This is a genomic window from Pseudoduganella sp. R-43, from assembly GCF_049913255.1.
Classification (GTDB): domain Bacteria; phylum Pseudomonadota; class Gammaproteobacteria; order Burkholderiales; family Burkholderiaceae_D; genus Rugamonas.
In genome coordinates this window covers 3,167,072-3,188,141 of record NZ_CP183988.1, presented here as the reverse complement: position 1 = coordinate 3,188,141, position 21,070 = coordinate 3,167,072, and the positions used below count along the sequence as shown (strand labels likewise).

At 62.5% G+C, this 21,070-nt stretch carries 22 protein-coding genes; 5 read left to right on the top strand and 17 right to left on the bottom strand.

Annotated features, from left to right (window positions below):
- Nucleotides 1-422: 422 nt before the first annotated feature.
- The 4 genes from ACN9M3_RS14665 to ACN9M3_RS14650 all read right to left on the bottom strand — a co-directional run bounded on the left by ACN9M3_RS14665 (nucleotide 423) and on the right by ACN9M3_RS14650 (nucleotide 3,044).
- Nucleotides 423-779 carry a hypothetical protein gene (locus ACN9M3_RS14665; RefSeq protein WP_426323355.1) on the bottom strand — a complete coding sequence of 119 codons (357 nt, stop codon included), beginning with the start codon at nucleotides 777-779 and terminating at the stop codon, nucleotides 423-425.
- Between the two features lie 241 nt (nucleotides 780-1,020).
- Nucleotides 1,021-1,863, bottom strand: a complete 843-nt coding sequence (blaSMB, locus tag ACN9M3_RS14660; RefSeq protein WP_426323353.1) for an SMB-1 family subclass B3 metallo-beta-lactamase — start codon at nucleotides 1,861-1,863, stop codon at nucleotides 1,021-1,023.
- Nucleotides 1,860-2,528 (bottom strand): polyphenol oxidase family protein, encoded by a 669-nt coding sequence (locus ACN9M3_RS14655; RefSeq protein WP_426323351.1) that lies wholly within the window; start codon nucleotides 2,526-2,528, stop codon nucleotides 1,860-1,862. The genes blaSMB and ACN9M3_RS14655 overlap by 4 nt, the downstream gene beginning before the upstream one ends.
- Nucleotides 2,529-2,609: 81 nt before the next feature.
- Complete coding sequence (locus ACN9M3_RS14650; RefSeq protein ID WP_426323349.1) at nucleotides 2,610-3,044, bottom strand: hypothetical protein; 435 nt, start codon at nucleotides 3,042-3,044, stop codon at nucleotides 2,610-2,612.
- Nucleotides 3,045-3,288: 244 nt separating this feature from the next.
- On the opposite strand from ACN9M3_RS14650, the gene ACN9M3_RS14645 reads away from it, so the two are divergent.
- Complete coding sequence (locus ACN9M3_RS14645; RefSeq protein WP_426323347.1) at nucleotides 3,289-3,660, top strand: hypothetical protein; 372 nt, start codon at nucleotides 3,289-3,291, stop codon at nucleotides 3,658-3,660.
- Nucleotides 3,661-3,754: 94 nt separating this feature from the next.
- Here ACN9M3_RS14645 and ACN9M3_RS14640 read toward each other — a convergent pair whose 3' ends face one another.
- From ACN9M3_RS14640 to ACN9M3_RS14620, 5 genes are all read right to left on the bottom strand, one after another.
- Complete coding sequence (locus ACN9M3_RS14640) at nucleotides 3,755-5,194, bottom strand: efflux transporter outer membrane subunit (RefSeq protein WP_426323345.1); 1,440 nt, start codon at nucleotides 5,192-5,194, stop codon at nucleotides 3,755-3,757.
- A gap of 1 nt (nucleotide 5,195) precedes the next feature.
- On the bottom strand, nucleotides 5,196-8,375 hold the full coding sequence (locus ACN9M3_RS14635) for an efflux RND transporter permease subunit (RefSeq protein ID WP_426323343.1): 3,180 nt from the start codon (nucleotides 8,373-8,375) through the stop codon (nucleotides 5,196-5,198).
- Nucleotides 8,376-8,378: 3 nt separating this feature from the next.
- Nucleotides 8,379-9,587, bottom strand: coding sequence for an efflux RND transporter periplasmic adaptor subunit (locus ACN9M3_RS14630; RefSeq protein ID WP_426171786.1), 1,209 nt, complete (start codon nucleotides 9,585-9,587; stop codon nucleotides 8,379-8,381).
- A 103-nt stretch (nucleotides 9,588-9,690) separates the two neighbouring features.
- Nucleotides 9,691-10,536, bottom strand: coding sequence for an alpha/beta hydrolase (locus tag ACN9M3_RS14625; protein WP_426171784.1), 846 nt, complete (start codon nucleotides 10,534-10,536; stop codon nucleotides 9,691-9,693).
- Nucleotides 10,533-10,700 carry a hypothetical protein gene (locus ACN9M3_RS14620; protein ID WP_426171783.1) on the bottom strand — a complete coding sequence of 56 codons (168 nt, stop codon included), beginning with the start codon at nucleotides 10,698-10,700 and terminating at the stop codon, nucleotides 10,533-10,535. The genes ACN9M3_RS14625 and ACN9M3_RS14620 overlap by 4 nt, the downstream gene beginning before the upstream one ends.
- A gap of 168 nt (nucleotides 10,701-10,868) precedes the next feature.
- Between ACN9M3_RS14620 and ACN9M3_RS14615 the strand changes: the two genes are divergently transcribed.
- Genes ACN9M3_RS14615 through ACN9M3_RS14605 form a run of 3 tightly spaced genes read left to right on the top strand, consistent with a single transcriptional unit; the run spans nucleotide 10,869 to nucleotide 14,910 of the window.
- On the top strand, nucleotides 10,869-11,816 hold the full coding sequence (locus ACN9M3_RS14615; RefSeq protein WP_426323340.1) for a LysR substrate-binding domain-containing protein: 948 nt from the start codon (nucleotides 10,869-10,871) through the stop codon (nucleotides 11,814-11,816).
- Nucleotides 11,813-12,763, top strand: a complete 951-nt coding sequence (locus tag ACN9M3_RS14610) for a D-2-hydroxyacid dehydrogenase (RefSeq protein ID WP_426171780.1) — start codon at nucleotides 11,813-11,815, stop codon at nucleotides 12,761-12,763. Before ACN9M3_RS14615 ends, ACN9M3_RS14610 begins: the two co-directional genes overlap by 4 nt.
- Entirely contained in the window at nucleotides 12,760-14,910 is a 2,151-nt protein-coding gene (locus ACN9M3_RS14605) for an ATP-binding protein (RefSeq protein ID WP_426323338.1), read from the top strand. Before ACN9M3_RS14610 ends, ACN9M3_RS14605 begins: the two co-directional genes overlap by 4 nt.
- On the opposite strand, the gene ACN9M3_RS14600 is transcribed toward ACN9M3_RS14605, so the two are convergent.
- From ACN9M3_RS14600 to ACN9M3_RS14580, 5 genes are read right to left on the bottom strand one after another with little or no spacing between them, the layout of a single operon-like run.
- Nucleotides 14,907-16,322, bottom strand: coding sequence for a glycosyltransferase family 2 protein (locus ACN9M3_RS14600; RefSeq protein WP_426323336.1), 1,416 nt, complete (start codon nucleotides 16,320-16,322; stop codon nucleotides 14,907-14,909). The two genes, ACN9M3_RS14605 and ACN9M3_RS14600, sit on opposite strands and share 4 nt — an antisense overlap.
- Nucleotides 16,319-17,368: a HEAT repeat domain-containing protein gene (locus ACN9M3_RS14595; protein ID WP_426323334.1), complete on the bottom strand. Its 1,050-nt coding sequence runs from the start codon at nucleotides 17,366-17,368 to the stop codon at nucleotides 16,319-16,321. Before ACN9M3_RS14595 ends, ACN9M3_RS14600 begins: the two co-directional genes overlap by 4 nt.
- A complete protein-coding gene (locus ACN9M3_RS14590; protein ID WP_426323332.1) occupies nucleotides 17,346-18,080 on the bottom strand; it encodes a YaiO family outer membrane beta-barrel protein in 735 nt (244 codons plus the stop codon). The genes ACN9M3_RS14595 and ACN9M3_RS14590 overlap by 23 nt, the downstream gene beginning before the upstream one ends.
- Entirely contained in the window at nucleotides 18,077-18,460 is a 384-nt protein-coding gene (locus ACN9M3_RS14585; RefSeq protein ID WP_426323330.1) for a response regulator transcription factor, read from the bottom strand. Before ACN9M3_RS14585 ends, ACN9M3_RS14590 begins: the two co-directional genes overlap by 4 nt.
- Nucleotides 18,461-18,472: 12 nt before the next feature.
- Nucleotides 18,473-18,703, bottom strand: a complete 231-nt coding sequence (locus tag ACN9M3_RS14580) for a hypothetical protein (protein WP_426171771.1) — start codon at nucleotides 18,701-18,703, stop codon at nucleotides 18,473-18,475.
- Between the two features lie 114 nt (nucleotides 18,704-18,817).
- On the opposite strand from ACN9M3_RS14580, the gene ACN9M3_RS14575 reads away from it, so the two are divergent.
- Complete coding sequence (locus tag ACN9M3_RS14575) at nucleotides 18,818-18,997, top strand: hypothetical protein (RefSeq protein ID WP_426171769.1); 180 nt, start codon at nucleotides 18,818-18,820, stop codon at nucleotides 18,995-18,997.
- A 3-nt stretch (nucleotides 18,998-19,000) separates the two neighbouring features.
- Here ACN9M3_RS14575 and ACN9M3_RS14570 read toward each other — a convergent pair whose 3' ends face one another.
- From ACN9M3_RS14570 to ACN9M3_RS14560, 3 genes are all read right to left on the bottom strand, one after another.
- Nucleotides 19,001-19,897: a LysR family transcriptional regulator gene (locus ACN9M3_RS14570; RefSeq protein ID WP_426323328.1), complete on the bottom strand. Its 897-nt coding sequence runs from the start codon at nucleotides 19,895-19,897 to the stop codon at nucleotides 19,001-19,003.
- A 229-nt stretch (nucleotides 19,898-20,126) separates the two neighbouring features.
- Nucleotides 20,127-20,504, bottom strand: coding sequence for a hypothetical protein (locus ACN9M3_RS14565; protein ID WP_426171766.1), 378 nt, complete (start codon nucleotides 20,502-20,504; stop codon nucleotides 20,127-20,129).
- A 70-nt stretch (nucleotides 20,505-20,574) separates the two neighbouring features.
- The gene (locus ACN9M3_RS14560) at nucleotides 20,575-21,051 is read right to left on the bottom strand and encodes a DUF3016 domain-containing protein (protein WP_426171764.1); all 477 of its coding nucleotides are present in this window, start codon (nucleotides 21,049-21,051) and stop codon (nucleotides 20,575-20,577) included.
- Nucleotides 21,052-21,070: the final 19 nt, after the last annotated feature.

The window sequence follows — 21,070 nt, the reverse complement described above, 5'->3', positions numbered from 1 at the left end:
CTGGGATCTCGCTTTCCGAAAACGCCCATGCCCAGTCGAACTCAGGGGCTGTCTCCATCACCATGATTCGCACTGGCTGGGGCTCCGATACGTTCGCCATTGAGACTGGACAGGCAGTCGTCAACCCGGCCCACTGCTCCGCGCCGGACGCGTATATGGCGGCAATTCAGAGCCGGGCTATAAAACACACTATGCGGCCGCGCTACTAGCCTTTTCGACAGGAAAAAACCTGACCGTCATCGTCAGCGACACGGAGTGCACCGCAGGGCGCCCGCTAAAGCGCCTGATCCACATGTGGCACGAAGGAACTGCCGCGTCAGACTTATTTCGACGGAACAAAAGATGGCGACCTGAACCGGGCAGCAAAGGTGTAAAGTACTTGCTACCCGTTTGTTCAGTTAGGCGGGACTGGAACCAGGAGGCTAGTTCGAAACGAAGAAGTAGGCGAGCTTCGAATAGCCTTGAACAGTACACCCCTCCACGGAAACGGAAATAGTCTTTCCAGCAAGGGCCGCAGCGAGAAACGACGCATATGCTCGCTTGCCGATTGACGTGTCACCATTATCAAAGCGAAACTCGTTCGAAGCCCCATTTGCACAACCAAGCGTCGCCCCAAATGCGCTGCCGTCCAACGTTACAAAGCAAATGCCGTCCGTGTTATGGCACCCCACACCCACGACTTTACGTCCAGCAACATATTCGCTTGCGTTAGCACTGTTGCTGGTAAGTGACAGACAAATGCAGAAAACGGCACTTAGAGCGATTCTTAGATTCTTCATGAGCCTTCTCAGGACTGATTGTTAACAAAAACTGTGGCAATCTTAATATGAAATCGTGCACAGACGCAAATTTGAGCCCGTGCGCTCTAGCCGTTATATCAACGCGTACAGCTCGCGAATTCTTCGATTGCACCTCCCACGCCACGATGACCGAGTCTAAACATTCACGGTTAAATGTTGGCGACTAGGGGCGATGACCTCGACGCGCGGCACTCCTTACCGCGAGCGCGCCGCGACTCAATCAGTTCATTTCGCTCGCCAGGCGATTCTCCAAGCGCTTGCGGGCCGCTTCAACGATGATGCGGCAGCCTTTTGCGTCAACGTAGGCGCCGTTGCCTTCTTTCGCTGCGCGCTGTTGGCGCCCCCACAAGTCGTTTACTTCGGGATGCGCGGCGATAGCGATGTCGCATGCCAGGCCTTCGATGGTGGTGAAACTGCCGCGCAGTTGGGCGACGACTTCAGGGTGATCGGTGAAGCGGTAGTTGTCGGCCGAGACGGCAGTTACGCTGTCGGCAAACACCACGTTCTTGCACTGCCCTGCTTCGCAGGACTGCCAACTCCAGCTGGTTCCGCCTGCCGTGTGGCCGGGAGTGCTGTGGGCGGTGACGGCAAGTGGGCCAAGCTTGACTACATCGCCATCGGCGACGCCGCGCACTTTTGCGGAGCCGGCGAAGTTCGACAGGCTGCCGAACTGCGGGTCAATTTTCGGCGAGACGCCGGTGCGTATGGCGTCGACGTTGGCGCTACCAGCCAGCACGGCGGCACCAGTCATCTTTTGTAGCGCGGAGATGCCGCCTGCGTGATCCTCATGCGAATGAGAACTGAGGATGTACTTTACGTCCTCCAGCTTGTAGCCCAGCGTACGGATATTGGCTGCGACGACTTCGGCGCCTTGGGCGGTGGTGCCATCGACAAGGATATGTCCTTGCGGCGACGTCACCAGGATGGCGCTGATGCCAGCGGTGCCAACGTAGTGAGTGTTGCCGTAGATGGTGAACGGCTTCTGCGGCGCACTCCAGTCACGGTCTTGTGCATTGGCGACGGTCGCGAAAGCGGCCAGGATGAGGGATGCGATGACCTTCATTTTTCTCCTTTGGTGGTGATGTACAGGCCGGAGTGCATTTGCGACCCACGGTCGCCACGCCGGTAGCTGCGGTAAATGTGTTCGCCGGCGGCATCGCGGGCGCAGCAGGTGCACCCGCCGACATGTTCGATTTCTTCAACGCCGGAGGTGCGCAACTGGTGTTCTGCGATGGCGCGTAGATCAAGGTGGCGGTACGCTGGCAACACGACGTCGCGCGGCAATGCGGCAAAGCGCTGCGCGAAATCCTCTGCCAGTTCTTCACTTATCTCGTAGCAGGATGCGCAAATCGTCGGACCGACAGCAGCTACGACAGGAGCGCCGTCCCCTATCGCGGCGAGTGCTGCGGGAATGATGCCGTCGTACAGGCCTCGCCAACCGGCATGGACTGCCGCGATCTGCGATCCATCACGGCGCGCCAGTAGCAACGGGATGCAATCGGCGGTGATGATGCTGACAGGGAGGCTGCGCGCCGCCGTATGGAAGCCATCGGCTTCACCGGCCTGTTGCAGCGGCTCGTGAATCGCTGCGATGCGGGTGCCGTGTACCTGGCGCTTGGTCGGCCTTGAATCCCATACGGGTAGCAGTTCAAGCGGAACGAGTACGGAGGCACTGCCGAAACCGTGCCGGATGCCAGGAATACTGCTTAACAGACTACTTGCGACCATATTAGCCTTTGTGTGACATTTGTCGCAATCATAGGTTGATCCGGGCCGATTTGCAAGCGTGCCATTCAACAGTGCGCCGCGCTAGTTAGTTCGGGTCAGTTTTTCGCAGTTGTGGCTGCCGGCCGCGAAGTACAAGGTGCCCACATAGCCCTCCATATAGGTATAGCGGGCCGAGTAACCCTGTTTGCAGAACACGGCTGTCCGTTCGTAGTCGGCCGGTACCTTCTGCCACCCTTGCCCAAGCAGGATGGTATCCGTCTGTTGCGTCGGGATATCCGAGCCGCCAAGATACGTACTTGCCACCCATCGCTGTTTGCCGGCAATTGAGACTTTTGGACAGATGCCATCGGTGTAAAGGCCGGCACAGAAATTCTCCAGCGACCGCGTCACGAAGGCTTTTGCATCGTGACCAAGCGCGGGTTTATTCAATGCTGGCTCGGGGAAAAAGGCGAGGTAGGACCAGATGACGACAAAAATGGTGAACAACGTGATTGTCGCTTTATGCAGTAACGGCATTTGAACGGATAGCAGGCCAAAGCAGCAAATTATACTTTGCCGGCGCCGGCCGCAAAGACCGACGCATTGCTGCTCACCAATGACGCCTTACCCGGAATTTGCGCTGACACGACAAGGTCTTCCGATTTTCGGTCAATGGGTGGAATTTGCCCAGAAAAGCCTGTATCCTCTTGCCTTCCACGTTGTCAGCGCAACAAGACTTCTTATTCAAAAGCACTGATTGTCAACCTCACACGACTCGAAAATGCATATCACTCGATTCAAAGCCGTCGGCCGCACCGCCATTCTTTCTGCACTCTGCGCAACCGCTATCGCCCTCGCCCCAGTCGCATCGGCATCCACCACGGAAGGTCCGTTCACCATTAAATCGGTCATCGTCGGGGGCTATGGCGCTCACATCGAGGTCACGCCAGCGCCTGCCGGATGCACCGCTGACTGGTCGGGCACTCAATTCGTCATCATCAAAGAGTCCCCCCTTTACAAGGAATTGCTCGCTGGCTTTCTGGCGGCCCAAGCCCAAGGCAAAACTGTGCTGATCTGGCATGACCAACAAGGTAATGGGAATTGTGGCTTCGGGAACCAGAAGTCAATCAATACCATTCAGATTAAGAACTAAGAAGAACCTCTGATCGCCCTCGCCTGCCTTCCACTTTGATAAAAAAAACGGCGCCCGCGAATGCGGAGCGCCGTTAAGGGCTGATCGATCTTGATTAGTTCCAGTCGCCGCCCAGGGAACGGATCAGGGCGACGGTGGTCACCGCGCGGTCGCCGCGCAGTTGCACTGCGCTGCGTTCGACGGCTGCCAGGTTGCGCTGTGCATCCAGCAGGTCCAGATAGCTGGAACGGCCGGCGTCGTACAGCTTCTGCGCCAGGTCGGCCGAACGGCGTGCCGATACCAGGGCTTCGTCGATCTGCGCGGTCTGGCCGCCCAGGATGCGCAGGCCTGCCAGGTTGTCTTCCACCTCGGCGAAGGCGCCCAACACGGTCTGGCGGTAGCCCGCAACCGATTCTTCCAGGGCCGCTTCGCTGCGCTTGACGTTGTTGCTGTTACGGCCGCCGTCGATCAGCGGCATCGACAGCAAGGCGCCCAGCACCCACGAGCGGCTGCTCCACTTGAACACGTCGCTGAAATGGCCGGCAGCGCCGCCGCCATTGGCGGTGATGTTCAGCGCCGGGAACATGGCCGAACGCGCAACGCCGATGCGGGCGTTCGACGCTTCCATCGCCTTCTGTGCGGCAGCGATGTCAGGACGGCGTTCCAGCAGCGCAGATGGCACGCCGGTCGGGATCGCAGGCAGCAGCGTCGAGTCCAGCAGCGGGCTGTTGCCCGCGGTGTAGGCTGCCGCCGGCTTGCCCAGCAGGACTGCCAGCGCGTGCTCGGTGGTGGCGCGACGGCGTTGCAGGCCGATCGCTTCGGAGCGGGTGGTCGACAGTTCGGTCTTGGCGCGGGAGAGGTCGAATTCACCGATGTCGCCCAGGTCGAAACGGCGCTGGTTGACCTTTACACTCTCTTCACGCAAACGGACCGTCTGCTCCACAGTCGCCAATTCGGCGTCCGTGGCGCGCAGGCGGAAATAGGTCTGTGCCACGTCGGCTTGCAGCGACAGCAGGACGGAGCGGTAATTCGCTTCCACCTGCGCGGCGTCGCCACGGGCCGCGGCCACATTGCTCGATACGCGGCCGAACAGGTCCACTTCATAGCTCGCCGTCAGGTTCGCGTTGTAAGTGGTCTGCGGCGCAATGTCGGTACTGGCCGGCACGCCGAGCGACAGCGCCGAATTGCGGGCACGCTGGGCGCCAACGCCCACGCCGATTTGCGGAATGCGGTCCGCTTCGGCGATGCCGGCGATGGCGCGTGCCTGCTTGACGCGGGCGGCCGCCACGGCCAGGTTGGCGTTGTTGCGGGTCGCTTCGGCGATCAGCTCATTCAGGGCCGGGTCGCTGAAGGCCAGCCACCACTCGCCGCGCGGCTGGCGCTCGGCGTTCTGGGCCGGCTTCCAACTGGTGCCGTCTTCGGCAGTCATCACCTGCGGCTCCTTGAAGGCGGCCGGGGTGTCGACTTGCGGTTGCTTTAATTCAGGCGCGGCGCATGCGGTCAGCAGCAGCGCTGCCAGCAGCGGGGCGACGCCCTTGGCAATCATACTTTTCATATTAGTGGGTCCCTTCCAGTTGCGGGGCAGCGTCGGCTGCCGGGGATTTCTTCTCAAGGCGCTTGGCCAGGGTGCGCAGCAGGACGTAGAACACCGGCGTCAGGAACAGGCCGAAGAAGGTCACGCCCAGCATGCCGGCGAACACCGCCACACCCATTGCATGACGCATTTCAGCACCTGCACCAACCGAGAACACCAGCGGTACCACACCCATGATGAAGGCGATCGACGTCATCAGGATCGGGCGCAGACGCAGGCGGCAGGCTTCCAACGCCGCTTCCAGGATGGTGCGGCCGTGGTCTTCCAGCTCCCGCGCAAATTCCACGATCAGGATCGCGTTCTTCGACGCCAACCCGACCAGCACGAACAAGGCAATCTGCGTGAACACGTTGTTGTCGCCGCCGGTCAACTTGACGCCGATCAGGGCGCACAGGATCGACATCGGCACGATCAGGATCACGGCCAGCGGCAGGGTCCAGCTTTCGTACTGGGCAGCCAGCACCAGGAACACCAGCAGCACGCACAGCGGGAACACGTAGATCATGGTGTTACCGGCCAGGATCTCCTGGTAAGTCAGCTCGGTCCATTCGTAGCCCATGCCTTTCGGCAGGGTCGCCTTGGTGATTTCTTCCAGCGCAGCCTGGGCCTGGCCGGACGAGAAGCCTGGAGCCGGAGCGCCGTTGATCTCGGCCGAGACGTAGGCGTTGTAGCGCTCCACGCGGTCAGGGCCGTAGCTGTCTTTCACGCGCATCAGCGACGACAGAGGGATCATCTCGCCTTTGCTGTTGCGGACTTTCAGCTGCGCGATCTGCTCGGCTTGCGAACGGAACGGGGCATCAGCCTGCACGCGCACCTGGTAGGTACGGCCAAACTGGTTGAAGTCGTTCACGTACAGCGAACCGAGGTTGATCTGCAAGGTCTGGTAGATGGTCTGCAGTGGCACGCCCAGTTGCTTGGCTTTGGCGCGGTCGATGTCCGCGAACAGCTGCGGAACATTGATCTGGAAGCTGGAGAACACACCGGCCAGGCGCTTGTCGCCCCACGCCTTCATCTGGATTTCCTGCACGGTCTTGTAGAGCGCGTCGTAGCCTGCGTTGTTGCGGTCTTCGATCATCATCTTGAAGCCGCCGGTGGTACCCAGGCCGTTGACTGGCGGCGGCGGGAACACCATCACGAACGCGTCCTGCACGGCGCCCATGCGCTTGTTGATCTCCGCTGCGATTGCCGCACCCGATTGGGACGGGTCGGTACGCTCGTGGAATGGCTTCAGCGTGGTGAATACGATACCGGCGTTCGGCGCATTGGTGAAGCCGTTGATCGACAGGCCCGGGAAGGCAACCGAAGCGTCCACGCCAGGAATTTCCTTGGCGATGTCGGACATCTTGCGGATCACCTGCTCGGTGCGTTCCAGCGATGCGGCGTCAGGCAATTGGGCGAAGCCCACCAGGTATTGCTTGTCCTGGCCCGGTACGAAGCCGCTCGGCACGACCTTGAACATGATGCCTGCGGCGGCAGCTAGCACCAGGTACACCACGATGGATGCGGACTTGCGCTTCAGCACGCCTTGCACGCCGGTTTCATAGCTGTGCGAAGCGCGGTTGAAGAAGCGGTTGAACCAGGCGAAGAAGCGGCCGAAGATCTTGTCCATCACGCGGGTCAGCGCGTCTTTCGGAGCGTCGTGCGGGCGCAGCAGCGATGCCGACAGGGCCGGAGCCAGGGTCAGCGAGCACAGTGCCGAAATAACGGTCGAAATAGCGATGGTCAGCGCGAACTGGCGGTAGAACTGGCCTGTCAGGCCGGACACGAAGGCGATCGGCACGAACACGGCGCACAGCACCAGGGCGATAGCGATAATCGGGCCGGAGACTTCTTTCATGGCCTGGATGGTCGCATCGCGCGCCGACAGGCCGTTGGCGATATTCCGCTCGACGTTCTCCACCACCACGATCGCATCGTCGACCACGATACCGATGGCCAGCACAAGGCCGAACAGCGACAGCGTATTGATCGAGAAGCCGAAGCCGATCATCACTGCGAAGGTGCCGACGATCGATACAGGCACCGCCAGCAGCGGGATGATCGATGCGCGCCAGGTCTGCAGGAAGATGATCACCACGATCACCACCAGCGCCACTGCTTCCAGCAGGGTGTGGATCACGGACTTGATCGACTCGCGCACAAACTGGGTCGGGTCGTACACGATGTCGTAGGCCACGCCTTCAGGGAAGTCCTTCTTCAGTTCTTCCATCTTGGCGCGCACGTTGGCCGACAGTTCCAGCGCATTGCTGTTCGGGGCTTCGAAGATACCCAGGCCCACTGCGGACTTGTTGTTCAGCAGCGAACGCAGCGAGTAGCTGTTGGAGCCCATTTCGATGCGGGCCACGTCTTTCAGGCGGGTCAGCGCGCCGTCTTCATTGGTCTTGACGATGATTTCGCCAAATTCCTCGACGGAGCTCAGGCGGCCCTGGGTGTTGACGGTCAGCTGGAAGTCGGCCGACTTGGACGGCGCAGCGCCGATCACACCGGCAGCCACCTGCACGTTCTGCTCGCGGATCGCATCGACCACGTCGGACGCGGTCATGTTGCGACCAGCGACCTTCTGCGGGTCGAGCCAGACGCGCATGGCGTAGTCGCCGGCGCCGAAGATCTGCACGTCGCCCATGCCTGGAATACGGGCCAGCTGGTCTTTTACGTTCAGCACGCCGTAGTTGCGCAGGTACAGGTCGTCATAGCGGCCATTCGGCGACAGCAGGTGGACCACCATCGTCAGGTTAGGCGAAGACTTCACCGTGGTCACGCCGATCTGGCGCACTTCTTCCGGCAGGCGTGGCAAGGCGCGCTGCACGCGGTTCTGCACCGCGGTTTCGGCCTTGTCGACATCGGTGCCGATCTTGAAGGTCACGGTCAGCATCAGCGCGCCATCGGAGGTGTTTTGCGAGGACATGTACAGCATGTTCTCGACACCGTTGATCTGCTCTTCGAGCGGCGCGGCGACGGTTTCCGCAATCACTTTCGGGTTCGCGCCCGGATAGACGGCGCGCACCACGACGGATGGCGGCACCACTTCCGGGTATTCGGAGACGGGCAGCTTGAAGATCGAGATCAAGCCCGCTACGAAGACAATGATCGATAGAACCGCCGCGAAGATCGGTTTATCGACAAAGAAGCGTGAAAAATTCATGGATTATTCCTTGGTTTTCTTGGCATCGGCGGCGGCCACTTTTTCTGCTGCCATCGGGTCAAAGGTCATGTCGACCATTTGCGGCGTGATCGGCGCACCAGGGCGCACGCGCTGCAGGCCGTTGACGACGATCTTTTCGCCTGCTTTCAGGCCGTTGCGTACTACGCGCAGGCCGTCGACGTTCGGACCCAGCACCACAGGGCGGTATTCCGCCTTGTTGCCGGCGCCGACCACGTAGACGAACTTGCGATCCTGGTCGGTGCTGACGGCGCGATCGTTGATCAGCACCGTTTGCTGGGTGGCGGTGCCGCCGTCCAGCTGGACGCGGGCGAACAGGCCGGGCACCAGCGCGCGGTCCTTGTTGTCGAAGGTGGCGCGCATGCGCACGGAGCCGGTGCGGGTATCGAGCTGGTTGTCGACGAATTCCAGCTTGCCCTCATGCGGGAAGCCAGCTTCGTTGGCCAGGCCGACCTTCACGGTCACCGGCTGGCCCTTGTAGGCCTGGCCGCCGACGCGCAGGAAAGTGTCTTCGTCGCCGTCGAAGCTGGCGTAGATCTTGTCCAGCGAAACCACGCTGGTCAGCACGGCGCTCTGGTCTACCAGGTTGCCGAGGGTGATCTCCGCCTTCGACACGCGGCCGTTGATCGGCGACGTCACCTGGGTGTAGGACAGGTTCAGGCGCGCTGCTTCGGCGGCCGAAGCGGCGGCGCGGGCGGTTGCGTCCAGCTCCTTCAATGCCGAAGCGCGTTCGTCGAATTCGCGCTGGGCGATCGCTTTATCGGCCAGCAGCTTTTCGGCACGGGCCAGCTCCAGCTTGGCCAGGTCGGCCTTGGCCTTGGCCGAATTGGCTGCGGCGTCGGCGCGGCTGGCTTCAGCCTGGAATGGACGCGGATCGATCACGAACAGCACGTCCCCTTTTTTCACCTCGCTGCCAGGCTTGAAGTTCACCGCGGTGATGAAGCCGCTGACGCGTGGACGGATCTCCACGTGGTCGATGGCTTCCAGGCGGCCGGAGAATTCCTGGGTTTCGGCGACGGACTTCTGCACCACGACGGCTGCCGAAACCGGCGGACCGCCCGCTGCAGGGCCCTGGCTTTCGGCCGGCTTGCTATTGGCGCTGCAACCGGACAGGATGGCCGCCGCCAGCCCGCCCATCGCCAATGCGGCAACCAGCGGCCGCACAAGAGTGGACATTTGATTCATCTTTTTCATTGTTAACCTCTTGGGGGTGAAAATTAGTGGGAAATTTGAGCAAAAAGGGGCCCATGTGCCTCGCAGGCACTTTTTTCTGAACTTCTGTTTTATTGATACAGCCTTACACTGCGGGTGTTTCCGGCCCGTCGATGGCGCCGATAAAACTGGCCATCTCTCTCAGTGCAAAGCCCCTGCACGCGCATTCATTCCTGGCTCCCGGCTCCTGCAATGGCGCCGGTGGCATGCGTCTGACTGTTGTCTTTACTCCGCAGGCGATCAGTTTCGCCCCGTATTGTTCTGCTTCATCCCGTAAGGGGTCGTCCTCGGCCGACAGGATCAGGGCCGGCGGCAAATTCTTCAATCGGCTCGATTGCAGCGGCGACGCGTAAGGGTGGGCGCGGTCGGCGGCATTCGGCAGGTAGCCGCGATAGGCGGCGGCGCAGTTATTTGCTACCTTCATCTGGTCCGGACAGTTCGGCAGCTCGCGCATCGAACAGGTGGACAGGCCGGGATCGAGCATCGGCATGATCAGGATCTGCCCTGCCAGGGCCGGGCCGCCGCGGTCGCGCGCCATCAGCGCCGACACGGCTGCCAGGTTGGCGCCTGCCTCGATGCCGGCGGTCAGCAGCTGCTTGCCGCTCCAGGCCAGCTTGGCCTTGTTCTTCTTGGCCCAGGCCAGCACGGCGTGGGCATCTTCCACCGCTGCCGGAAACGGGCTGACGGTGGCCAGGGTGTAATTAGTGGCCAGGATCACGTGGCCAGGATTGCACGCGACCAGGTGGCGCAGGAATTCGTCCGCCTCCTCCAGGTCGCCGGCTACAAAGCCGCCACCGTGGAAGAAAACGATCAGCGCATCGCGCTTGGCGGACGAATTCCCGGCCAGGTACAGGCGTGCGGCGAGCGGCCCCTGGGCCCCGCGCACTTCGAGTTCGCGGATCTTCAGGTCCGCCGGCGCCTGCGCCGTCATTCTTTCGCCTCCGAGCTGGCCGAAGCCAGCAAGGTGCGCGCCGGCGCCGCGCCAAAGCCGACTTGCGCGCCGTACGAGTATTCGTCGGTATACAGGACGCCTGCCAGGGCGATCGCGCCCAGCGCCAGCGATACCATTGCAAAGAATCCATCCCGGTTACTCATGACTGCTCCTTTCCTGTGTTACCGAAAGCCACTTTAAACTTTCCCACCGCGGGAGGGTCAAGGGCTTTTTCATGCTGCAATACGGTAATAATAAACTTCCACTAGAATAAGAAAAATACATTAATGTTGAATTGATTGTTCAGAATCTCGAACAATGAAGGTGGACTCATGAATAAGCTCCAAGCAATGGAAGTGTTCGTACAGGTGGTCGACGCCGGAGGCTTCACGCGCGCCTCGGAAACCCTGCAGCTGCCCAAGGCGACCGTTTCCACCCTGGTGGCCAGCCTCGAATCGGCGCTGTCGGTCAAGCTGCTGCACCGGACCACGCGCCACGTTTCCGTCACCGCCGACGGCGCTGCCTACTATGAAAGATGCCTGCGCATCCTGGCCGACGTGAAGGATGCCGAGGAATCGCTGTCGCGCACCCGACTGAGCCCGAGCGGCCGGCTGCGGGTCGACGCGCCGACCGGGCTCGCGAACGAAATCCTGGTGCCGTCCCTGCCCTCCTTCTTTGAACAATACCCCGATATCCAGCTGGAACTCGGTTGCAGCGACCGTCCGGTCGATTTGATCGAGGAAGGCGTCGATTGTGCAGTGCGGGGTGGCCAGTTGGCCGATTCCACCCTGATTGCGCGACGCGTCGGCCTGCTCAATTTTGTGACCTGCGCGGCGCCTTCCTACCTGGAGCGCTTCGGCACGCCCACCCACCCGCGCGACCTGGAACGGCACCGTTGCGTGAACTATTTCTCGTCCAAGACTGGCAAAATATACAACTGGGACTACACGCGCGACGGCGAGCGCATTGAAATGATGCTGCCGGGCGTGGTGGCACTGAACGATTCGAACGCCTACCTGCAAGCCGGGCTGGCGGGCCTGGGCATCATCATGATGACGGATGTACAACTGGGCAGCCACGGCAGGGACGGCCGCCTGGTGCGCGTGCTGGAGGAATGGGTCACCGATCCCCTGCCGATCCACGTGGTGTACCCGCAAAACCGTCACCTGTCGGCCAAGGTGCGGGTGTTCGTTGAATGGGTGGCGGACCTGATGGCCAGCCATCCCCAAATGCGGCTGCGTCCTTTGGCCGCTTCCCTCCCTGTGGAGCTGACTGTATGACCGAACGACTCGTTTTCCTGGACCGCGACAGCATCATTGCCGACATCCGGCGTCCATCGTTTGCCCACGAATGGGCCGAACATCCCGCTTCCACGGCCGCCGAGGCGATCGAACGCCTGCGTGGCGCCACCATCGCCATCACCAACAAGGTGCCGCTACGGGCCGAAGCGCTGGCCGCCCTGCCCGGCCTCAAAATGATCGCGGTGGCGGCCACCGGCACCGACATCATCGACCTGGCGGCGGCGCGCGAGCGCGGCATCGTGGTGTCGAATATTCAGGGCTACGCCCATGCCTCGGTGCCGGAACATGCCTTCGCCCTGATCCTGGCGCTGCGCCGCCAGTTGCTGGCCTACCGCGCCGACGTCGAAGCGGGCCTGTGGGAGAAATCGCCGCGCTTCTGCCTGTTCCATCATCCCATCCGCGACCTGCACGGCAGCCGCCTGGGCTTGCTGGGCTACGGTGACCTGGGCAAGCAAGTCGCGCACCTTGGCCGCGCCTTCGGCATGGAAGTCGTCGTGCATACCCGCACCGCGGCCGAGGACCCGAACGTGCGCAACGTTAGCTGGGACGAACTGCTGGAGACATCCGACGTATTGAGCCTGCACGCTCCGCTGACCGATGCCACCCGCAATATCATCGGCGCGGCCGAACTGGAACGCATGAAGCCCAGCGCCATCCTGGTCAATACCGCGCGCGGCGGCCTGGTGGACGAAGCAGCGCTGGCCGATGCCCTGCAGCGTGGCGTGATCGCCGGCGCCGGGTTTGACGTGCTGACGAAAGAGCCGCCGGTGCCCGACAATCCGCTGCTGCGCCTGCGCCTGCCGAATTTCCTGCTCACGCCCCATTCCGCCTGGGCCAGCGGCCAGGCCATGCAGGGCCTGGCCGACCAGCTGATCGACAATATAGAAGCCTTCATTGCGGGCCGCCCGGCCAATCGCGTCGCATGAAACGCGCGCGCGCCAAGGCGGGAATCGGCACCTACCTTGCCGTCGCTTTCTGCGCGCTGGCAATCGCCATGGGAGCGATATTGGCCGCCGTCATCGCACGCACGGCCGGCAACCAGGTCAAGGCCGATATTGGCAGCGCCCTGTCCGACCTGGCGCAGCAAGCCGCCGACAAGCTGGATCGCAATATGTTCGAGCGCTACCGCGAGGTGCAGTTGCTGGCGCAGCGTCCCGACATGGGCGCCGCCGCGGCGCCAGCGGCGCGCCGCGCCACCCTGGAGCAGCACCAGCACAGCTACCCCCACTATGCCTGGATCGGCGTCACCGGCCGCAGCGGCCGCGTGCTGGCCGCCACCGGCTCCCTGCTGGAAAATATCGACGTCAGTGAACGCCCCTGGTACCGCAACGCCCAGGCCGGGACCTTCGTCGGCGACGTGCACGATGCCGTCATGCTGGCCAAGCTGTTGCCGGCACCCGATTCGCAAACACAGCGCTTCGTCGACCTGGCCTTCCCGCTGGCCGACGGCAGCGGCATCCTGGGCGCCCACCTGTCATGGCAATGGGCGCGCGAACTTGAACGCTCGGTGATTGAACCGGCAAGCGCACACCGCCAAGTGCAGGCCCTCATCGTCGACCGGCGGGGCACGGTCTTGCTGGGGCCACCGGACTTGCTGGGCAGGAGCCTGCCGCCGCCAAGCCAGGGTAACGGCTACCTGGTGGAACGCTGGTCCGATGGCGTCGAATATCTGGTCGGCTATGCGCGCACGCGCGGCCACGCTGCCTATCCGGGCCTGGGCTGGACGGTGCTGGTGCGCCAGACTGTCAACACTGCCTGGGCGCCGGTACGGGCCTTGCAGAAACGCGCCCTGTGGCTGGGCGTGGCGATGGCAGCCCTGTTCCCGCTGCTCGCCTTCCCTCTTGCCCGCCGCATTGCGCGTCCATTGAGCGAACTGGCCGACGCAGCCGACCATATCCGCCGCGGCGCGGCCGCCGAATTGCCGCTGCTCGCCCCCTACGCCGAGGTGCAGGCGCTGTCGCGCACCCTCAATTCCCTGGTCTCCAACCTGGAAGGCCGCGTCAGCGCCCGCACCAGCCAGTTGCGCGATGCCATGCAGCGCATCGCCGCCATTATCGAAACCGCCCAGGATGCCTTCATCGCTGTCGGTCCGGACGGCCATATCACCGACTGGAACCCCGCCGCCCAGCACATGTTCGGCTGGTCGCGCGAGGAAGCTGTAGGCAAGAGCTATATCGACCTGATGGTGCCGCAGCGTTTCCGTGCGCAACAGGAGGCGGCGCTGGCGGCCGCCGGCGGCAGTGAGGCGCCCGCTTTCGGCCGCCATGTACAACGCACCCTGATCCGGCGCAACGGCGATGAGCTGACCGTGGAGGCCAGCATCAGCCGCCCGGCCAACGGCCTGTTCTGCGTCTTCCTGCACGATATCTCGGAACGCCGCCAGGTGGAAGAGATGAAGAACGAGTTCATCGCCACCGTTTCGCACGAGCTGCGCACGCCGATGACGTCGATCCGCGCCTCGCTGTCCATGCTGGTCGACGGCGGCGCCGGCGAACTGCCGCCGGACGTGCAGCACCTGGTCAATATCGCTTACCAGAGCAGCGAACGCCTGGTGCGCCTGGTGAACGACATCCTCGATATCGAGAAAATCGAAGCCGGCAAGATGGCATTTCGCAGCGACGAACTGGAGATCGCAACACTGCTGGACGAAGCCATCGACGCGGTGCGCGGCAGCGCGGCCCAGCGCCCGGTAGCGCTGGAACGTGCGGGCAGCGGTCGCGGCTTGCGCGTGCGCGGCGACCATGACCGCCTGGTGCAGTTGCTGGTCAACCTGCTGTCCAACGCCATCAAGTATTCGCCCCAATACAATTCCGTGACCCTGGCCTGCAGTCAAGTGCCGGCAGGTATCAGGCTAGCGGTCAGCGACAACGGCCCGGGAATTCCTGAAGCATTCCAGGCGCGCGTCTTCGCAAAATTCGCCCAGGCCGACAGCTCCGACTCGCGCCTGAAAGGCGGCACCGGCCTGGGGCTGGCGATTTGCCGTGCCATCGCAGAACAGCATGGCGGGACCATAGGCTTCGACACGGAAGAAGGGCGCGGCACGACCTTCCATGTGACCCTGCCCGCCCTTTAACTGATGTCGCGCTGCCAGTCGGCCTTGCGGGTCATCACGCCCCACCTGGCCTCCTCGCGGATCGCCCATTTGTACAAGCCGACCAGCCGCCACCAGCTGTTGATCTGCCGGTAGCCGAAGTTCTCGGCGACGACGACTGCCGCCAGGATCAGCAGATGGCTGGGGCGCGGATAAAGGTGGAAGGAAATTTCCTCCAGCAGCAGGCCGAAGGCCGACAAGAGGATCCCCAGCCCGATCGCGAGGAACAGGAAGATCCCGAACGATTCCCAGGACACCCAGCCCTGCCACCAGGCGACCGCCATGAAGATATAGCCGAACAGCTCGACGAAGGGGCCCAGCCACTCGAACAGCACGAAGAACGGGAAAGCCAGCCAGCCCGCCACGCCGCCATGGCGGCTGAACATCAGGCCCCAGTTGGTGGTAAGGCTCTCCGACAGGCCGCGCGACCAGCGGATGCGCTGGTTGCGCAGCTGCTTGCGGTCTTCCGGCGCTTCCGTCCAGCACACCGGGTCGGGCACGAATTCGATCTTGTACGGCACGCCGCGGGCGCGCAGCTTGCGGTGCATGCGCACCACCAGTTCCATGTCTTCGCCAATCGCCTTCGGGTTGTAGCCGCCGACTGCCACCACCGTGTCCTTGCGGAACAAGCCGAAAGCGCCGGAGATGATCAGCATGCCGTTGATCACCGACCAGCCCATGCGGCCGAACATGAAGGCCCGCAAATACTCGACCACCTGGAACAGCGCCCACGGATTTTTCGGCATGCCGACGCGGGTCAGGAAACCGCCGCGCACTTCGCAGCCGTTGGCAATGCGCACCGTGCCGCCGGTCGCCACCATGAGCGGGTCGCCGAGGAACGGGCGCACCAGCCGCTGCAGGCTATCGCGCTGCAGGATCGAATCGGCGTCGACGCAGCAGAACAGCGGGTAGCGCGCCGCATTGATGCCGGCATTGGTCGAATCGGCCTTGCCGCCATTGACCTTGTCCACCACGCGCAGGTTCGGGAAGCGCGTGGAACGGTAGATGCCAAGCACCGGCCTGGTCTCAAGCTGGATGCGATAAGCCTCCGGGAAAGGCACCAGGCCGAATTCGTCGATCATGACCTGCAGGGTGCGGTCGGTGGAGCCGTCATTGATCACAACGACTTCCATCTCCGAATAGGAAAGCTGCAGCATCGAGCGGATCGAGGTGACGATGGTTGCTTCCTCGTTATAGGCCGGCACGATCATGCTGATCGGCGGCTCCAGCGCCGAATATACTTGCGGCAGGTCGTCCAGGATCGCTTCCTGCGAACGCCGGCGCAGCGCATACATGGCCAGGAAATTCAGCATCAGGTAGCCGACGTTCAGCAGCACGAAGTACACCAGCACGCTGATCGAGATAATCTGGATGAAAAGCGGATTGGGCGTCATGCGGCCCCCTGTTCCGCCGTCACCTGCGCAATCATGTCGGCTGCGTAGCGGTCGCCGGCGTTGCGCAATTGGGCCAGTTCCTCCTTAGTCAGGAAGGGCAATGCCAGCAGGGCCTGCGCCGCGCGATAGCGCACCCACCACTGCGGATCCGACAGCAAGGACCGGAAACGCGCCACGTCGCTGCGGTCCCCCATTTCACCCAGCGCACGGACTGCCTGCAGGCGCACACGCCAATCTTCGCTGGCCAGGTGCCGGCGCACTTCGTCCACCACGCCGGGCACATGCGCCATGCGCAACGCGGCCAGCACGACTTCCTGTTCTTTGCTGGCGAGGTAGCCGCGCAACTGGGCCTGCGGCAGGTGCATGCGCAAGGCTGCCACCAGGCGCAGCGCTTGCGGCAGCTCGGTCGGCGTCACGCGCGCCAGGGCCTCCGCCAGCACCGGCTGCCATTCGGCGCGCGCATTTTGCAGGATGTTGGCCAACTGGGACAGCGGCCAGTCGTCGCGCCGCAACAGCAATGGCGCCATTTCATGCGCCGCCCGCGCGGCATCGGTTTGCACCATGGCCCACAGTGCGTGAACAGAGGAAGCACTGTCGGCGCTGTGCGCGGTACGGGCCAGCGTCGCCCAGGATTCCTTGTCGCGCATATGCCCGAGCGCCAGGATCGCCAGCAGCCTCTCGGCTCGGTTGCCGCCCGCCAGCAACCCTCTCGCCTGTTCGTCGCAACCCAGGCGGCGCGCAATGCCGTTCAGGCCTTCGCTTGCTTCGCCGCGCACCGCCTGCTGCAAATGCAGCCAGAGCTTCATGAACAGCAGGCTGTCGCGCTGCGGCAGTTCGGGCAGGTTGCCAACCGGTTCGCCCGCAATGGCGGCATTCAGCAAAGGGCGCCATTTCAGGGTGAGCTCCTGCTCGCGGCGCTGCATGCGGCGCATCGACAGGCGCAGCCAGATGATCTGCAGCCCGACCAGTACGGTCAACGCCAGCGCGCCGGCACCGGTCCAGAATGCGACCTGGAGGTAGACATCAGAAGGCAGCCTGTAATCCAAGATTGACCCCGTTGCGCACGTAGAAGTCGCCCTGGCGCGTAGATGCCAGGGCATAAGTAACGGCCCAACGCTGGTCAAACCAGTGCCGCCCCACCAGGGCGGCCGACTGCACGCTGGTCATGCGCGTGGTACCGGCGATATTTGCTGCTTCCTTGCCCACTGCAAAAGACAATCCGACCGCGCTGCGGTCGCTGTAGTAATAGCTGCCGCGCAGCTCGCCGCTGTGCGCTGTCGTACCGAAGGCGCGCGCCGCGCGCCATGCGCCGGAAAAGCTGTAATTGCCGACATAGCGTTCCAGCATCAGCAGGCTCTGGTTGACGTGCACATCGTTGTAGCTGCTGCTGCGCCCTCCGCCATGCACCAGCCAGCCTTTGGCAAACTCGTACTGCAAGGTCGCGCCCAGGGCGTGGCGCGCCAGGATCTGGTGCTCGCTGCTGGCGTTGCCGTCAACCGAGGCCGTCAGGCTGTCGGACAGCGGCATGTCGGCGCCGGCGCTGAACTGGGTCTCGCTGATGCCGAAACGCTCGATGCGGGTGACGCCGCCGCCAAAGCCCATCCGCTGCGCGAGCTGATGGCGCACGGCCAGCGAAGTCTCATGCCAGTTCGCGGCCGGCCCGCTCAGGTTGTCGATCCCATGGCTGATCCCGATGGTGGTCTGGGCGGCGGCCGGCAAGGCAGCGCAGCCCAGTGCAGCGAGGATGGCGGCCTTCATTCCTGCCCTTTCAGGTAGCGGCGCACGCGCGCCAGCAGTTCATTCGGCTGGAAGGGCTTGACGACATAATCGTTGGCCCCCGCGTCGAGCGCACGCACAATGTCTTTTTCGGTATGCTTGGCGGTCAGCATCACGATCGGCACTTCTGTCCAGCCTTCGCGCTGGCGAATGATGTGCACCAGTTCGAAACCGTCGATATAGGGAAGCATTACATCCAGCAGCACCAGCGAAGGTGGCGTGGGGCTTGAAACGATGGCCTTGCGCGCCGCCAGGCCATCGGCGGCAAGAGTGGTCTGGTAGCCTTGCCGCTGCAGGATGAAGGTCAGGATTTGGCCGATATGTTCGTCGTCTTCGATTACCAGGATGGAGGTGTCGGGCATAGGTTCTCGGGCTTATTGCGCGTCGAATTCTGCGGCAGCCTTGGCCGACCACAGCGCCTCGTTGTAGGTAGCGAAGGGGATGTCGTAGCGTTCGACCGAGCCGTCCTCGCCGATGAAGTAGGTCCACCATCCCGCCGGGTCGGGAACCAGGGCAATGTCCTTTGGTTTGCAATGCTCGTGCAAGTCATCGCCGGCATCAAGCGTGATGATGCGGGTCTTTCGGTGTCGGATCAGCGTGGCCATGGCGCATTCTCCAGTCGGGTGATGCAGGCATTGTAATGCCGATTGCGCTCCGTTAGCCAAGCAACAGACGAAATCTGTTGCACATGGCAGTCTGCAGCGAGGAGGATCGCAGCCATGAACCAAGCAGCCACCCAGCAGCCCCTCAATCCCGGCGACGAAGCGGCGCCGGGAACACCCGGCAGCGGTGAAGGCATCTGCCCCGTCTGCAGCGGCTCCGGCAAGACGCCGGACGGCAAGCAATGCCCCAACTGCGGCGGCAGCGGACGCATTATCGAAGGGATCGGCGGCGGCTGAATGCTAACCCGCCCCCAGGCGCTGGCGCAGGAAGTCGATGAACAGCCGCGTGCGCGCCGGCAGGTGGCGCGTTTCTGTCAACGCATGCACCATGATCGGCTCCATATGCCAGTCCGGCAGCACGCGCCGCAGGCGGCCGGCCTGCACTTCCTGCTTCGCCAGCAGCGGGTCCAGCGCCGAAATGCACAGGCCATTGGCCGCAAACGACATGCTGAGCGCCGCGCTATTGGTGGCGTAGCGCGAGTGTGCCATCACCTCCACCACTTCCTCGCCGCGATACAGCTTGCGCCAGATATCGGGCAGCCGGCTGGAGAAGGAGCGGCCGCACATGGTGTGCTGCACCAGGTCGCAGGCGTGTTCCAGCGGCGGCATCCTGGCCAGGTAGACCGGTGAAGCGTACAGGTAGCGCGGCATCATCGCAATGCGCCGCACCACCAGCGTCGAAGGCGCGGTCGGCGGCTGGCCCATGCGGATCGCCACGTCAAAAGGTTCCGACTGCAGGTCCACGGTGCGCGATGAAATATCGAACTCCATCTTGATGTCGGGGTACATGTCGGCGAATTCCGTCAGCACCGGCGCCAGGTAGCCGACGCCGAAACTGGAAGTCATGGTCACGCGCAGGATGCCGGCGGGCTTTTCCGACCAGTCCAGCAGCGCCTCGTGGGCGCTCATGGCTTCTTCCACGATGCCCTGGCAGCGCTTGAAATAGGCTTCGCCGGCCTCGGTCAGTTCCACCTTGCGCGTCGAGCGGTGCAGCAGGCGCAGCCCGATGGACTTTTCCAGTTCCGCGATATTGCGCGACAGGGTGGAATTCGACATGTCCAGCGCCTCGGCCGCGGCGCGGAAACTCTTGCGCTTGGCGACCTCGACGAAAAGGCGCATATGGTGCAGCCTATCCATTCATTGCTCCATTTTTGGGATACTCAATTCAATTATAAGCATTTATCCCAACAATGAAACAGTTCACAATGCGCTTACTTAGACCTTTAGTAGAAAGGAAACGCAAATGAACAACAAGGAACCCAACCTTTTTGATGAACTGTGCAAGCTGCTGGCTGGCCTGGTTTTCAGGGCGGGAGGATTGCCCTGCTGACCTGCCGCATAACGTGCCCGCCGCAATTCCTGCAAATTAGCGCAGGAATTGCACCACCGCTGAGATCATCGCCGCATTGATCGCGGTTTGCACCGTGACGATGCCAAGGGCAAAAGTAAGCAGTTCCTTGCGCACTTCGGCTTTGGTGGCAAAATGTTTGAAGGCCGACTCAAAACGCTGCTCGATGCGCGCCTCGAATTCGACGCGAGTGCGCTCAGACTCGCTTCGCAAGTTATCGAGTTGTCGCTGCAAGCCATCAAGCTGCCGCTGCAAGCCATCAAGCTGCCGCTGCAAGCTGGCAATGTCCGATCTGGTTGCCATCGCCTGCTGCAACTCTGCCACTTTGCCTAGCAAATCGTCGACCTTCGATTCGAGCACTGCAATCCGCACGTCCATACTTTCATCTTTGGGCATGGCTCATTCTCCGTCAAGCAAGCACAAGTACGATTCTGCGCGCGGAATGGCGGAGCGGATTTGACGAAGGTCAGCGCTGCTTGAGGACTTCCTTCCGGAACCAATCGTCGAGCATTTGCTTTTCGTGGCCGTACAGGTCGCGGTTGTAGCTGTTTGTGCCCATCAGGTAGCCGGGGTCGGACAGCTTGCTTTCGCCACTGCTGATGACCTTGCCATCCTGCTCGATGCTGTAGCGCAGGTGCATGCGCGGCCAGTCGGCCTGGCCTTTCAGTACCCGGATGTCGCGCACGGCGACGCGGGGAAATTCATCGCCGGCCAGGTCGATGTCGAGAAAATCGACTTTCAGCACCTGCCCTGCCGGCAGTTTTTCCGACAGCTGCGCGAGGTGTTCGCGGAACAGGAACTGCATGTCTTCGCGCTTCTGGAAGTCGTGCGGCACGTCGGTCATCTTGCCGATATCGACAAAACTGACGGTGGCGGCGGCAAAGGCGCTGGCCGAAGCGAGCAGCAGGACGGCGGCGCCGGTGGCATGGGTGAGCTGGTTCATGCCTGAAGTATATGCCGCA

Coding starts and splice junctions, on each gene's coding strand:
- ACN9M3_RS14625 (WP_426171784.1), bottom strand. CDS start 10,536: ATGACGGCGCAGGCGCCGGCGGACCTGAAGATCCGCGAACTCGAAGTG.
- ACN9M3_RS14570 (WP_426323328.1), bottom strand. CDS start 19,897: ATGGATAGGCTGCACCATATGCGCCTTTTCGTCGAGGTCGCCAAGCGC.
- ACN9M3_RS14645 (WP_426323347.1), top strand. CDS start 3,289: ATGCATATCACTCGATTCAAAGCCGTCGGCCGCACCGCCATTCTTTCT.
- ACN9M3_RS14560 (WP_426171764.1), bottom strand. CDS start 21,051: ATGAACCAGCTCACCCATGCCACCGGCGCCGCCGTCCTGCTGCTCGCT.
- ACN9M3_RS14665 (WP_426323355.1), bottom strand. CDS start 779: ATGAAGAATCTAAGAATCGCTCTAAGTGCCGTTTTCTGCATTTGTCTG.
- ACN9M3_RS14575 (WP_426171769.1), top strand. CDS start 18,818: ATGAACCAAGCAGCCACCCAGCAGCCCCTCAATCCCGGCGACGAAGCG.
- ACN9M3_RS14585 (WP_426323330.1), bottom strand. CDS start 18,460: ATGCCCGACACCTCCATCCTGGTAATCGAAGACGACGAACATATCGGC.
- ACN9M3_RS14565 (WP_426171766.1), bottom strand. CDS start 20,504: ATGCCCAAAGATGAAAGTATGGACGTGCGGATTGCAGTGCTCGAATCG.
- ACN9M3_RS14650 (WP_426323349.1), bottom strand. CDS start 3,044: ATGCCGTTACTGCATAAAGCGACAATCACGTTGTTCACCATTTTTGTC.
- ACN9M3_RS14590 (WP_426323332.1), bottom strand. CDS start 18,080: ATGAAGGCCGCCATCCTCGCTGCACTGGGCTGCGCTGCCTTGCCGGCC.
- ACN9M3_RS14610 (WP_426171780.1), top strand. CDS start 11,813: ATGACCGAACGACTCGTTTTCCTGGACCGCGACAGCATCATTGCCGAC.
- ACN9M3_RS14635 (WP_426323343.1), bottom strand. CDS start 8,375: ATGAATTTTTCACGCTTCTTTGTCGATAAACCGATCTTCGCGGCGGTT.
- blaSMB (WP_426323353.1), bottom strand. CDS start 1,863: ATGAAGGTCATCGCATCCCTCATCCTGGCCGCTTTCGCGACCGTCGCC.
- ACN9M3_RS14620 (WP_426171783.1), bottom strand. CDS start 10,700: ATGAGTAACCGGGATGGATTCTTTGCAATGGTATCGCTGGCGCTGGGC.
- ACN9M3_RS14655 (WP_426323351.1), bottom strand. CDS start 2,528: ATGGTCGCAAGTAGTCTGTTAAGCAGTATTCCTGGCATCCGGCACGGT.
- ACN9M3_RS14580 (WP_426171771.1), bottom strand. CDS start 18,703: ATGGCCACGCTGATCCGACACCGAAAGACCCGCATCATCACGCTTGAT.
- ACN9M3_RS14600 (WP_426323336.1), bottom strand. CDS start 16,322: ATGACGCCCAATCCGCTTTTCATCCAGATTATCTCGATCAGCGTGCTG.
- ACN9M3_RS14640 (WP_426323345.1), bottom strand. CDS start 5,194: ATGAAAAGTATGATTGCCAAGGGCGTCGCCCCGCTGCTGGCAGCGCTG.
- ACN9M3_RS14615 (WP_426323340.1), top strand. CDS start 10,869: ATGAATAAGCTCCAAGCAATGGAAGTGTTCGTACAGGTGGTCGACGCC.
- ACN9M3_RS14630 (WP_426171786.1), bottom strand. CDS start 9,587: ATGAAAAAGATGAATCAAATGTCCACTCTTGTGCGGCCGCTGGTTGCC.
- ACN9M3_RS14605 (WP_426323338.1), top strand. CDS start 12,760: ATGAAACGCGCGCGCGCCAAGGCGGGAATCGGCACCTACCTTGCCGTC.